The 12,765-nt window shown below is 51.7% G+C and carries 15 protein-coding genes; 3 read left to right on the top strand and 12 right to left on the bottom strand.

The annotated features are described in order from the left end of the window. The first annotated feature begins 162 nt into the window (after nt 1-162). Nucleotides 163-1,320 (top strand): PilT/PilU family type 4a pilus ATPase, encoded by a 1,158-nt coding sequence (locus NP589_RS15915; RefSeq protein WP_256607880.1) that lies wholly within the window; start codon nt 163-165, stop codon nt 1,318-1,320. 289 nt (nt 1,321-1,609) lie between these two features. On the opposite strand, the gene NP589_RS21690 is transcribed toward NP589_RS15915, so the two are convergent. The 5 genes from NP589_RS21690 to NP589_RS15890 all read right to left on the bottom strand — a co-directional run bounded on the left by NP589_RS21690 (nt 1,610) and on the right by NP589_RS15890 (nt 3,658). Then, nucleotides 1,610-1,759 (bottom strand): hypothetical protein, encoded by a 150-nt coding sequence (locus NP589_RS21690; RefSeq protein ID WP_305891028.1) that lies wholly within the window; start codon nt 1,757-1,759, stop codon nt 1,610-1,612. Between the two features lie 48 nt (nt 1,760-1,807). Continuing rightward, nucleotides 1,808-1,957, bottom strand: coding sequence for a hypothetical protein (locus NP589_RS15905; RefSeq protein WP_165385910.1), 150 nt, complete (start codon nt 1,955-1,957; stop codon nt 1,808-1,810). A 9-nt stretch (nt 1,958-1,966) separates the two neighbouring features. Continuing rightward, nucleotides 1,967-2,596 carry a transcriptional repressor LexA gene (gene lexA / locus NP589_RS15900; RefSeq protein ID WP_256607879.1) on the bottom strand — a complete coding sequence of 210 codons (630 nt, stop codon included), beginning with the start codon at nt 2,594-2,596 and terminating at the stop codon, nt 1,967-1,969. A gap of 406 nt (nt 2,597-3,002) precedes the next feature. Continuing rightward, on the bottom strand, nt 3,003-3,260 hold the full coding sequence (locus NP589_RS15895; protein ID WP_256607878.1) for a hypothetical protein: 258 nt from the start codon (nt 3,258-3,260) through the stop codon (nt 3,003-3,005). 191 nt (nt 3,261-3,451) lie between these two features. Continuing rightward, nucleotides 3,452-3,658, bottom strand: coding sequence for a winged helix-turn-helix domain-containing protein (locus NP589_RS15890; RefSeq protein WP_256607877.1), 207 nt, complete (start codon nt 3,656-3,658; stop codon nt 3,452-3,454). Between NP589_RS15890 and NP589_RS15885 the strand changes: the two genes are divergently transcribed. After that, nucleotides 3,657-4,010 (top strand): hypothetical protein, encoded by a 354-nt coding sequence (locus tag NP589_RS15885; RefSeq protein WP_256607876.1) that lies wholly within the window; start codon nt 3,657-3,659, stop codon nt 4,008-4,010. The two genes, NP589_RS15890 and NP589_RS15885, sit on opposite strands and share 2 nt — an antisense overlap. A 159-nt stretch (nt 4,011-4,169) precedes the next feature. Here NP589_RS15885 and NP589_RS15880 read toward each other — a convergent pair whose 3' ends face one another. The 4 genes from NP589_RS15880 to hisC all read right to left on the bottom strand — a co-directional run bounded on the left by NP589_RS15880 (nt 4,170) and on the right by hisC (nt 8,117). Beyond that, the gene (locus tag NP589_RS15880) at nt 4,170-4,892 is read right to left on the bottom strand and encodes a cytochrome c1 (RefSeq protein WP_064008421.1); all 723 of its coding nucleotides are present in this window, start codon (nt 4,890-4,892) and stop codon (nt 4,170-4,172) included. A 3-nt stretch (nt 4,893-4,895) separates the two neighbouring features. Then, nucleotides 4,896-6,293 carry a cytochrome b gene (locus NP589_RS15875; RefSeq protein ID WP_256607875.1) on the bottom strand — a complete coding sequence of 466 codons (1,398 nt, stop codon included), beginning with the start codon at nt 6,291-6,293 and terminating at the stop codon, nt 4,896-4,898. Then, nucleotides 6,290-6,889 (bottom strand): ubiquinol-cytochrome c reductase iron-sulfur subunit, encoded by a 600-nt coding sequence (gene petA, locus NP589_RS15870; RefSeq protein ID WP_256607874.1) that lies wholly within the window; start codon nt 6,887-6,889, stop codon nt 6,290-6,292. The genes NP589_RS15875 and petA overlap by 4 nt, the downstream gene beginning before the upstream one ends. Before the next feature lie 148 nt (nt 6,890-7,037). After that, entirely contained in the window at nt 7,038-8,117 is a 1,080-nt protein-coding gene (gene hisC / locus NP589_RS15865) for a histidinol-phosphate transaminase (protein ID WP_256607873.1), read from the bottom strand. Nucleotides 8,118-8,691: 574 nt separating this feature from the next. Between hisC and NP589_RS15860 the strand changes: the two genes are divergently transcribed. Next, nucleotides 8,692-10,866, top strand: a complete 2,175-nt coding sequence (locus NP589_RS15860; protein ID WP_256607872.1) for a glutamine synthetase III family protein — start codon at nt 8,692-8,694, stop codon at nt 10,864-10,866. 95 nt (nt 10,867-10,961) lie between these two features. Here NP589_RS15860 and fae read toward each other — a convergent pair whose 3' ends face one another. The 3 genes from fae to NP589_RS15845 all read right to left on the bottom strand — a co-directional run. Further along, on the bottom strand, nt 10,962-11,513 hold the full coding sequence (gene fae / locus NP589_RS15855) for a formaldehyde-activating enzyme (protein ID WP_064008426.1): 552 nt from the start codon (nt 11,511-11,513) through the stop codon (nt 10,962-10,964). Nucleotides 11,514-11,782: 269 nt separating this feature from the next. Continuing rightward, nucleotides 11,783-12,229: an ankyrin repeat domain-containing protein gene (locus tag NP589_RS15850; RefSeq protein ID WP_256607871.1), complete on the bottom strand. Its 447-nt coding sequence runs from the start codon at nt 12,227-12,229 to the stop codon at nt 11,783-11,785. 15 nt (nt 12,230-12,244) lie between these two features. Continuing rightward, a partial coding sequence (locus NP589_RS15845) for a hypothetical protein (RefSeq protein ID WP_256607870.1) occupies nt 12,245-12,765 on the bottom strand: 521 nt, incomplete at its 5' end.

Raw genomic sequence — 12,765 nt, 5'->3', positions numbered from 1 at the left:
GACAAATTAGCAATGGATTAGGAAAGCAAGCATAAACGAGCTACTTTATTTTAAGGCAAAGAAATTAACGGGAATTTAGGCAGTCGAGCGAACACTGTATCGGCTTCACTTGTCGGCGGATTGGCCTACACTTTGGGCATTATCAATTCGAGAGTCGCCCGCATGGAATTTAAAGACTATCTAAAAATCCTCGTCCAACACGATGGTTCGGATCTGTATCTGACGGCGGGCGCTCCGCCGGCGGCTAAGTTTCAAGGCACCTTAAAACCGCTGGAAAACGTGAAACTTAGCCGTGAACGTATCAAGGAAATTGCCGACGGCATCATGGACGCCGAGCAACGCGCCGCCTTCGAACATGTGCCGGAAATGAATCTGGCCATTAGCGAAGAAGGCATCGGGCGATTCCGGGTGAATATTTTCAAACAACGCAATTGTTACGCATTGGTGATTCGCAACATCAAGGTCGATATTCCCAGTGCCGATGCTTTGGGCTTGCCGCAAATCCTGAAAGATAAAATCATGGAAAAGCGCGGGCTGATTTTGTTTGTTGGCGGTACCGGTTCCGGTAAATCGACATCCCTGGCGGCGTTGATTGACTATCGCAACAGCAATTCGTCCGGGCACATCATTACCATCGAAGATCCTATCGAATTTGTACATCCGCATAAGAAATCCCTGGTGAATCAGCGTGAAGTCGGTGTTGATACCCTAAGTTATGAAGATGCCTTGAAAAACACCTTGCGGCAGGCGCCCGATGTGATTCTGATTGGGGAAATTCGCAGTCAGGAGACCATGGAACACGCCCTGGCTTTTGCGGAAACCGGACATCTGTGCTTGTCCACATTGCACGCCAATAACGCCAATCAGGCCTTGGACCGCATCATCAACTTTTTCCCGGAAGAGCGCCGTCCGCAGTTGTTGATGGACTTGTCCATGAATCTGCAAGCGTTCATTTCTCAACGTCTGGTGCCTACCGTGGAAGGCAAACGGGTGGCGGCTATCGAAATTTTGCTGGGTACTAAACTAGTCAGCGATTTAATCCATAAAGGCGATATTCACGCCATTAAGGAAGCCATGGAAAAATCCGAAAATATCGGTATGCAGACTTTTGACAGCCATTTACTCAAGCTCTACAAAGGCGGGGTGATAAGCTTGGATGAGGCCTTGCGCAATTCCGATTCGCCGAACAATTTAAAACTGAAAATCAATTTGAGCGAAGGTTTGGGATCGGCAACCAAAAAGCCTAGTTCGCTGGCCGGCAGTCTCGCCTTGGAAGAAATCAGCAAAAAAGAGGGCGACGAGGATGGTGGGGGACATTAAGGAAATTCCGAAGAATGTCTCAAAAAGTCTTTGTTTTGCAGTTCCAACGAAAGTGAGCTACGAGCCATTAATGGAATCAGCTTGTTTAGAACTCCTGAAGATGTTTTAAACAGGCTAGGGTAAGTCTGCGATGCTGAGGATTTTATAAACTTCATAAGCCGGCTGCTGATAGGGATGGCAAGCCAGCAGGGTTTGTACCACGGCTTTGATTAAATCATCGGCGCACACCATTTCTATCTTGTATTCGGCGACCTGCTGAATTTCACCAATACTGCCCAGATAAGGCTCGCTACCGGCAAGCGGCCGGAATTGGCCTTGGCCCTAGCACTTGCCAGGCACAACTGTCGTAAGCGCCGATACGCCCGGCACCTTGCTCGAACAAAGCTTGTTTTAACTGTTCGGCATGACTCACCGGCACATAAAAACTCAGTTTATACATAGTGTCGGGTACCGGTTGGCCATGCCAAGCAGTTTGTCGGTGCGAACATCAGCCGGTAGCCAGTAAAAACACTCCCCACAGTACCACGACCAGCGTAATTTCCTCGATCATGTTGATGGCGGCTTGTCGGTCCGCTCTGTTCAGCATGGCTGTTTGATTGGCTTTTTGATCGCGCATATGAACGGATTGATGAAGCATAATCTCCTCCTAATGGTGGTTGGTATAGCTACGCATTTGTCCGACTAATACCCCTTGTATTTCCACTTGCTCAGGCCGGTAACGCATGGCCTGCATTGAGGAATTGGCAGGAATTAGCAGGGTTTCGTGTGGGTACTGCTCGATAAATTTCAATGTTGCTTCGGCTTTTTCGACCAAGGCGACGACGATTTCGCCGTTACGGGCATGACTGCGCTGTTCGATGATTACCCAATCGCCGTCGAAGATGCCTTCTTCCTGCATCGAATCCCCTTTTACTTTCAGCACATAACAAGGGTTCTCGGTTTTTAATTCTGCGGGTACAGCCATATAAGAAATGTTTTCGATCGCTTCTATCGGTCTGCCGGCGGCTATGGTGCCGACAAAAGGCAGCATGCCGGATGCCTCGGTTTTATTAATCAGCGATTTGGCGTGTTCGGTCAGGCGAATGCCGCGTTGCTTGCGCTCCGGCGCTTCGATTAGATTGGCGTCGATCAGCGCCTTGATCTGGCTGTGTAATGAACCGCGCGATTTCAAGCCCATCGCCGCGCACAATTCTTCCAGTGTCGGCGGATGACTGAATAGCTCCTGATTTTTTAGCAGGAAGTCGAAAATTTCTTGTTGTTTACGGGTAAGGGTCATTTTTGTTCTGTATTTGTTTTGTAAAAGCATACAATGAAAACAAATGCAGAACAAATAATTTTTTCCGGTTGCCGGAGAAAAATTTGCTGCCGGGGGCTTACTGCGGATTGGGGGTGACGAAAAACGGGCTTTTCGAAGTGGCTGGTTTTAATCTGGCCCTTGAGTTTTCTGTGGCCGTCATACCCGCGCAAGCGGGAATCCAGTGTAGCAACTGGGCTCCCGCCTTCTCGGGAGCGACCTTATTTAGAAGTGTGTTTATTAGCTGTTGGGTAACTTCCAGTGAGACCGAAACAGGTCATTCTGCAAAAATCAGGCATTTTCGGATGTTATTGCAGCTCTGGGAAACGGGAGTAGAAAGCCGTTACCGTTGTTACAACGGGACGGACAGGGCGTTTTATCGATAGTGTTATTTGCTTGCGTCAGTGACGCATTTCTTGGTGAAGCTATTCTTGGCAGCGCCTTTCAAGTTTTTCTCGGCGGCTTTTGCATCGCAACTTGCTTTAGCTGCCGCGATCTTGGCGTCTTTCTCACACTTTTTAAGAAAGCTATTTTTGGCGGCGCCAGCCAGCTTTTTCTCGGCGGCTTTAGCTTCACATGCTTCATCAGCCGCATAAGCAGATTGGCTTAAAAATAAGGCTACTATTGCAAAAACAATCTTTTTCATTTTGTATCCTCCGAATGGATTAAAAGAGAGTTGATTCTATAGTAGCTATCTTTTGGATGGCACTAACAATTTATCGTCTGTTGCCTGCCGTTTAAAGCAAGAGTTCTTCCATCCTGACATTGACCCAATAGTCGTCATTTTCAACGCAAGCGGTTGAGTGCCCGGGTGATGAGCGATTCGAGTATCAAATACTAGCCCTTCAGCACTATCGTTTCGACTTGGTCTCCCCCTCTGGCGGACAGCGTTATTTTGTCCTCCTGGGCCAACCAACCGATACTTCTCTGAATGATGGCCTCTTCTTCCGGAAGCACATAGACTAATTTGGCAACCGGTGTCGCACCGTGTTCAGCCAAATGATGCCAGATAACCCCAGCGGTCAAACCTATGCGTTCATGCATGGAAATTACGACTGGTGCTGCCGCAACTGGCGCGGATTCCACGGTAGGCTCCACTTTTGCGGCTTTTGGCTTTGGATCGGCTTTTTTCGGTGCTGCTTTAGCAACTGGCATTTCCGGCGCTTTTTCGATACTTTCCACAGTAATCGGCGCTTCAGCAACTGTTTTAGCGGCTTTGGGCTTGGCTTTGGTTTTGCCCGACGACGCTGAAGTTTCTTGCTTTGCTTTAGCCGGGACGGATTTGCTAGCGGGTTTTTTAGCCGCTTTCGCCGGAGCAGGTTTTTCAGTGGTAGAGGCTGGCGTTTCAGATGTTGGCGTAGTTTTTTTCATATGGCTTTCAGACGGTCAAGGATAGAGTTGTTTACAGGGTTCGAGCTTAGCGTATTCCGTTACTGAGAGTTTAATCGAGATTTTAACCGTATTTACAGAGCGATTGCTTGTTAAACAAACTTCCATAAAAAAACCGGTATCAGCTTAGCCGATACCGGTTTGATATTACGAGCCCAAGCTGTGTTTAGTGTACGTCTTTCCAGTACTCTTTTTTCAACAGATAGGCCAGTGCGATAAACATCAGGATAAAGAACAACACGTATTTACCCATTTGCTGTCTTTCCAGCTGCACCGGTTCGCCGACGTAAACCAGGAAATTGACTAGGTCGTTGACCATTTTGTCGAATTCCTGCGGTGTCATTTGCCCGGGTTGATCCAGTTTCAGGCCGGTAATCACGTCCTGGCCGTCGATTTTCTGCTTAATCGCCGACTGCGAACCTTGCAGTTGCCAGAACACGTTAGGCATACCCACGTCAGGGAACACCACGTTGTTAACGCCCAAAGGCGATTTTCCAGGCTCTGTATAGAAGCTGCGCAGGTAGGTATATAACCAGTCAGCGCCTCGCGAACGGGCAATCAGCGACAAATCGGGCGGCGTGGTGCCGAACCATTTTTCCGCGTCGTGCGCGTTCATCGCTGAATGCATTTGATCGTAAATGCCGGCCCCGAAAGGCGCCACCACTTTCAAAACTTCCGCTTCATCCAGCTTCAGATCAATAGCGATACGTTTGTAGCGGATGTGTTTTGCCGAATGACAGCCCAGGCAATAGGTGACGTAGTATTTTGCACCGCGCTCCATCGCCATCGTGTCGTTCAGGTCGATATCGGCGCTATCCAGTTTGACGCCACTGCTGGCTAACACGTTGAAAGGCAGCAAAAACAAAAGAGTGTAGAGTATCTTTTTCATGGCTTAATCCAGGCTCTTTTTCAGGTTTTTTGCAAAACGAATCAATACGGCTGATATGCCGGACCAGTTCGGCCTTTTCTTGGCGATAGTACCGCCGATATTGTCGGGAACTTGTTGTACCTCAACCACTTCATCGACTAATGCCAGCAGAGCGGGAATGCGATCTTCAAGGCTTGGCTGCGTGGTCAGTCGATTCGGCACCGGTTTGGTTTTTTCCCAGCGGGTGTACAGCGGCATTAACAGGAAAAAGCCGAAGTAAACAGCGGTCAAAACCCGGGCAACAGTCGTCGCTCCTGGTGTGGCCGGTTGGGTTCCCAAATAGCCCAAGCCGACGAAAGCGATAACAAACAACGCCAGCGCTTTTTTGAACATACCGCCGCGATAACGGATGGATTTAACCGGGCTGCGGTCCAGCCAGGGCAGCATGAACAGCACGACAATCGCGCCACCCATCGCAATCACGCCGGCAAATTTGTCGGGAACCGCGCGCAAAATGGCGTAGAACGGGGTGAAATACCAGACCGGCGCAATATGTTCCGGGGTTTTCAATGGATCGGCCGGGATAAAATTGGCGTGCTCCAGAAAATAGCCGCCCAATTCCGGCATATAGAAAATCACCGTGGCGAAGAAGAACATGAAGACGCCGACGCCGACGATATCCTTGACGGTGTAGTAAGGATGGAAGGGAATGCCGTCGACCGGATGTCCCCAGGGGTCTTTTGATTGCTTGATTTCAATGCCGTCGGGGTTGTTGGAGCCCACTTCGTGCAAGGCAACGATGTGCAGGAACACCAGTATCAACAATACCAATGGAACGGCAATAACGTGAAACGCGAAGAAGCGGTTCAAAGTGGCGTCAGACACCACATAGTCGCCACGCACCCACAAGGACAACTCGTCGCCAATCACCGGAATCGCACTAAACAGCGAAATGATGACCTGGGCACCCCAATAGGACATTTGCCCCCAAGGCAGCAGGTAGCCCATGAAGGCTTCCGCCATCAGGCAAACGAAGATCAACATGCCGAAGATCCAAATCAGTTCGCGTGGTTGCTTGAACGAACCGTAAATAAGGCCGCGAAACATGTGCAGATAGACGACGATAAAGAATGCCGAGGCACCGGTGGAATGCATATAACGCACCAGCCAGCCCCAGTTGACGTCGCGCATGATGTATTCGACCGAATCGAAGGCTAGTTTGGCGTCGGGCTTGTAGTTCATGGTCAGCAAAATGCCGGTAATGAACTGATTGACCAGTACTAACAGGGCCAACGAGCCGAAAAAATACCAGATGTTAAAGTTTTTGGGCGCGTAGTAATGCGCCATGTGTTCATTCCACAAATCGGAGAGTGGAAAGCGCTCCAGCAGCCATTCGCTGCATTGATTCATTTTTTGCTTCATGCTGGGTTTGCCTCGCTTTCTTCGCCAACGACAATCAAATTGTCTGTTTCATATCGATACGGCGGTATCTCAAGATTGGTAGGGGCGGGAACGCCGCGATACACACGACCGGCCAGATCGAACCAGGAGCCGTGGCAGGGGCAAAAGAAACCGCCTTTCCAGTCCGGGCCTAAATCGTTAGGGGCAATTTCCGGGCGAAACGTGGGCGAGCAGCCTAAGTGCGTACACAGGCCGACAGCGACAAAAATTTCCGGCTTGATGGAGCGCAGCGGATTTTTGCTGTTCTCCGGCTGGAGTGACTCGTTGGACACCGGGTCAGCCAGTTTGCTGTCCAGCGTAGCCAGGGTCGAGATGACCTCCGGCGTTCGATTCAAGACCCACACCGGCTTACCGCGCCAAGCCACCCTGATCAACTGGCCGGGTTCCATCTTGCTGATATCGACATCGACGGGAGCACCGGCTGCCATGGCTTTGGCGCTGGGCTGCATTTGCGAGAGAAAGGGGACGGCCAAATAGCCGGCACCCACTGCACCAACCACCGACAGTGCCGAGGTCAGAAACTGGCGTTTGGAATGATCGACGCCTTCGTGGTTCATAAGTAACACTCCTGATGATGTGATGTATATCGCGATACATCGATTATTATAATTTTCAGCAAATATACCTTACTGTCCGTGATTATTGAAATTGTTCTTGCGACAGCGCTAGTCAAGGGTTTCAGGCCTTTGCGGATAGTGCGAATTATCAATTTAAAGCCGCTGCTAACGCGCTTAGAAAGGCTTGATTTTCTTCCGGTTTTCCGATGGTGACGCGCAGACAATTGTGTAACAGCCCGCCTTGCGGGGACAGATTCTTGATCAACACGCCTTGCGACTTCAGTGAGGCAAATACGGTGTCTGCGGCTTTATTAAGGGTGCGGAACAAAATGAAGTTAGCGGCGCTGGGGTAAGCTTGAATGTTGGGCATCCCTTCTAAGGCTTGGAATACTAAAGTACGCTCCCCGCGCAATGTTTGGGTTTGCTCTAACAGAAACCCGCCATGATCCAAGGCAAAGCCGACCGTTAATTGAGTCAGGCTATTGATATTGTAAGGTAATCTTACTTTGTGTAACTGCTCGACTATAGCCGGTTCGCCGGCCAGAAAACCCAAGCGCAAGCCGGCCAGCCCCAACTTGGAAACGGTGCGCATCACCAGCAAATTAGGATAATGTCCTAGTTCGCCGATAAAACTGGCGTCGGCAAACGGTGCATAGGCTTCGTCGACCACTACCAAGCCAGGGGCGATGGTGAGTATTTCCTTGATGGCTTCGGCATCGAACAAATTGCCGGTGGGGTTGTTCGGATAGGCGATAAAAATCAGGGCAGGTTGCGATTCGGCAATTGCTGTGCGCATGGCCGGCATGTCCAGCGCAAAACTGTCTGCCAGCAAAGGTAGGCCTCGGTAGTGTAAACCCAAGCTTTGCGCCACTTGCTTGTACATGACAAACCCGGGTTCCGGTGCCAATACTACGGCATCGGCGTTTAAAGCCATCAACAATATTTGGATAATCTCGTCGGAACCGTTGCCGAGCAGCAAGGCAGATTGCTCCGGAATGCCGTTCGCCCGGCGCAATGCGACCGCCAGCGTTTTGGCTTCCGGGTCCGGATAGCGGTTGATCGGGCAAGTCTTCAGCGCTTCCAGCCAGCGTGCTTGAATATCTTCCGGCCAGTTATAAGGATTTTCCATGGCATCGAGTTTGATGAAGTTGCTGGCATCGGCGACATGGTAGGCCGACATGGAAAGAACTTCGGGGCGGAACAGCGTTTCGAGCGGTTGGGTTGGCATGTAGTCAAACTCTGCGGAATTGGAACAAGCGGCATTGGTAGTACACCCTAGCAAACTGGGTTGGCCGCGAGGGCAAAAAATCGGCGGATTTTAACAAAGCGGAGGACGAACGTATAACCTTGAAAACCAGCCTCTTGCGTCCCCGTTGACGCGAATCGCTCGCTGCGGTGCGGGCGGATACGGCGCGTGGATAATAACACTGCTTGCTGGGGGTGGCAAAGGGATTAGGGTGCAGAGCGGGCTGACATGTGGGATTTAAAATCCTCCCATCCCGGTCGTCGTTAAAACTGACATGCCTATTTGCCTTTGATTGCGACGATGCTTCTCGCGCATCAACGGCGAACCACCTCAACGGTATTGATTTTTCGCGCACTAAGTTTGTGCCGCAATTTCCCTATATTGCACTAATACAACTCATGGCCTCCGTCTTCGCTCCACGTCAGCTACTTCTTAAGCGCCGCAATTTCCCAAAATCCCTGGAGCCGCGCCCACTCTGCTATCAACCCATGCTTACTGGATTGATTATTGCTGCGGATTGTTTGATCGACATTAATCTTCAAACCAAGGCCAAGCTATGACTGGAAATACCGCGCGCGTGCAAGCTGTTCAAACCATCACTAATCGCCAACCCATGCCGACCAAAATGCCGGCGCCGTTGGCCAATTTATGGGCCAGCGATGTCTTTACCTTGAGTAAGATGAAGGAATGCTTACCCAAAGAGGTGTTTAAATCCTTAAAGAAAACCATCGAAGCCAGCTCCGAGCTGGATGTTTCAATTGCCGATGTGGTGGCCTTGGCGATGAAAGACTGGGCGCTTTCAAAAGGGGCTCTGTATTACGCCCACGTTTTCTATCCCTTGACCAACGCCACCGCAGAAAAACACGACGGTTTTATTTCCGTGCAAAGCGATGGTTCAGTCATTTCCGAGTTCAGCGGCAAAGTATTGGTACAAGGCGAGCCTGACGGCTCCTCGTTTCCGAACGGCGGCATCCGTTCCACCTTCGAAGCGCGAGGTTATACCGCTTGGGATGTGACCAGCCCGGCTTACATCATGACCACCGACAATGGCGCGACCTTGTGCATCCCCACCGTATTTATCTCCTGGACCGGTGAAGCGTTGGATAAGAAAACCCCTTTGTTGCGTGCCAATGCGGCGATGAATAAGGCTGCGCAGCGGGTGCTGTCGCTGCTCGGTCATACCGACATTGCCCCGGTGAATTCCAGTTGCGGGGCCGAGCAAGAGTATTTTCTGGTTGATGCTAATTTCGTCGCCAATCGCCCGGATTTATTGTTGGCGGGGCGCACCCTGTTCGGCGCATCGGCCGCCAAAGGTCAGCAGTTTGACGATCATTATTTCGGCGCCATACCCGAACGCGTTCAGGTCTATATGCAGGATGTGGAGGAGCAGTTGTATCGCTTGGGGATTCCGGCCAAGACCCGCCACAACGAAGTAGCGCCCGGACAATTCGAGATAGCGCCGTTTTTTGAATCGGCCAACGTTGCCACCGACCATCAGCAGTTGTTGATGACGGTGTTAAAAAACACAGCCAAAAAACATGGCTTGGTGTGTTTGCTGCACGAAAAACCTTTCAAAGGCATCAACGGTTCCGGCAAGCACGTGAACTGGTCGGTCGGCAATGCCACCCAAGGCAATTTGCTTGATCCCGGCCATACGCCGCATTCAAATACCCAGTTCTTGCTATTTTGCGGCGCGGTGATACGTGGTGTGCATAAATTCGGCCCGCTGTTGCGTGCCGCGATTGCCACGGCCAGTAACGATCATCGCTTAGGTGCGAACGAAGCCCCGCCGGCGATCATGTCGGTGTATTTGGGTTCGCAGCTGGATAATGTGTTCGAGCAAATCAGTAATGGCGAGATCACCGGCTCATTAAACGCTGGGGTGATGGATTTGGGTATTAATACGCTGCCGGTGTTTAACAAAGACGCAGGGGATAGAAACCGGACCTCGCCGTTTGCTTTTACCGGCAACCGCTTTGAATTCCGCGCCGTGGGCTCCGGCCAATCGGTCGCCGGCCCCTTGGTTACCATGAACACCATGCTCGCCGACTCGCTGAATTGGGTAGCCGATAGCCTGGAAAGCCAATTAGCCAAAGGCCTTGATTTAGATACGGCCATCCTGAAAACCTTGAAAGAATTGATCGACGCCCACGGCGCGGTGGTGTTCGGCGGAAACGGCTATTCGGCGGAATGGCACAAAATGGCAGTAGAAGAGCGTGGTTTACGCAATCTCAAAACCGCTGCCGACGCCTTGCCGGTGTTGAAAGAACCCGAGGTGCAAGTCTTGTTCGAAACGCTGGGGGTATTGTCACCTGTTGAGCTCGCCAGCCGCTTCGAAATCTACGCAGAGCAATATGTGCTGGCCATAGAGGTGGAAGCCAAATTGGTGATCAGCATGGCCAAAACCGGTATCTATCCGGCCGCTGTGAAATACTTGGCAGATCTTTCTGCCACATTAAGCTCGCTGAAAAGCCATGGTGTTGAACTGGGAAACGAGCGTCTAGTTTTAATTGCCGGGCTGTTATCGTCGATGACGGCGACCAGCGATAAGCTCAGTGCCGCACTTGCCAAACATGATTTTGCAACGATTGAAGAACACATGCAGTTCTGCGCTAACACCATCCGGCCTTTGATGGATGAGGTGCGTCAATATGCCGATGGGCTGGAAGGGGAAATTGCAGATGGGTTGTGGCCGTTTCCTACATATCAGGAGATGTTGTTCATTAAGTAGGGTTGGTTTGATTGCGGATAGACTTATGTAGCACATCAATCAGTAGGTCAGGTCGCCGCGACAGCGGCTACCTGACGATATGCTTGATTATACGCTTACCACTGCGACTCGCCGGTCTCTGGATCGTACATCTCGTGGAAAATTTTGTGGCGGTTGGCGATCAGTTCGTCGATGCTCGGCGAGTTGCTCATCGCTCTGGAAATCGCCAGTTTCATGGCTTCGTAGTTGGTGCGATACAAATCCTTGCGGTCCAGTTCGGGGTTGGTGGCGCAGGAGGGATCTATCCAGATCATGGCGATGATGCACAACTCGTTAGCTTGCAGGCGCGGAATAATGCCGTCGGCGACGCTATCGATCACCGCGTCGGCTACTGCCGATTGTACCGGGCCGCCCAACAAGTTGACGTAAGCAGAGGATTTGATTGTGACTTTAGGCACCATGATGGTGGCCGGACGCACTTGCTGGTTGGTGGCGCGAATCGCAAACATGCGCGTGTGGCCCGCTGTTTGGCCCATCAGATTGGCAAAAGCATGACCGGCCGGGCCTTTAACGTCGCCAATCAGAATTTCCGGCATGGCGTCGGTGCCTTGCCCTTCGCTGGAAAATACGGTGGCTTCGCCGGTTCTAAACCAATAAGAGTCTGACATGGTGCGTCCTCTGAGTATGTTAGGAAAGGCCGCATTCTATGCCCAGGCTGGCCTTGCGGCAATAGGCGGGCTATCGGGGGCAGGGTTTAGGTTGGCGGTCAACAAACTGTGTTTGTTTGGGGCTGAGGGCTATTGGTGCATTCGATCCAGATACACGCAGGTGATACTGGAGAACCGTTAGAGCACGCAGGGAATCCATTGTAGCCGCTGGGCTCCCGCCTTCGCGGGAGTGACGGTATTTAGGGTCCCGTCGATAAGTTCCAGTTGCACTATACCTGCAAGGCTTTTACCGCACTACGCAACAACTGCAAACATTGGCGATTGGCGGCTAAATCCAGCGCGCTGAAATCGTCCTGAGTACTCAGTAGCGGATCGGCGCCGGCTTCCAGCAATTGCTTGACCACCGCGTGTTTACCGCTGGAGGATGCATAAGTCAAGGCACTGGCACCGCTGGGATTTTGATAGTTAATATCGATACCGGCCTCCAGCAACAAGCCGATGCAATCGCCGGCTTCGGCAAAACATGCGGCCCAAAGCGCGTTGTTACCGTACGCATCCAGCGCGGTAAGATCTGCACCTTGCTCCAACAGATAGGTCAGCACATCGGTCCGGCCTTGTTGGGCGGACAGAATCAACGGGTGTTTGCCGTGCGGATTGAGGCCCAATTGAAAGCCGTTTTCCAGTAACCAGGCGTCTATTTCGGGAGTAATAGCCATGCGAGAGGGGGCGGTTTAGACCAGCGAGGGTCGGTGAAGTAAGGACAGATGGCCGACGCCGGCGGTTTTCAGTTTGTCGGCCAGCTCGTGACGGGCTAGTTCACCTTTGCCGCGCAGATACTTTAATTCGCTGCCGGTCAGCAAGGTGATGGCGATTAGCTTTATCTCGCCGCCGGCAAGCGTTAAAGTTTTGGCGGGTTCGCTATTAGCTCCCAATAAGGCGCCAATTTGGCCGCGGCCGTCCTTGATGTGATCGATTGCAAATTCCATCGACAGCAGTTCGCCGTTCAACAGTCGTTCGCTTAAACGCGGGAAGCCGGCCAGGGTATGGCTGACTTCGGCGGTCAGCGGAAATAACCAGGTATCAGCGAATTTGGCTAGCGGTGCATTCTCGGCGGCCCCGGAATCCGGACTTTCGATAAACACTTCCAGGCCCAGACCGGTTTCCGGCCTGTCGCGTTCCACCCAAGGGTCGGAAAGGCCGTCGGAGAGCACGCAGGCGTTTTCGCCGTGCCGCGCGGCCAGCCAGGCCGCCC

Source organism: Methylomonas rosea (genome assembly GCF_024505055.1).
Classification (GTDB): domain Bacteria; phylum Pseudomonadota; class Gammaproteobacteria; order Methylococcales; family Methylomonadaceae; genus Methylomonas; species Methylomonas rosea.
This window is presented reverse-complemented; position numbering and strand designations above follow the sequence as displayed.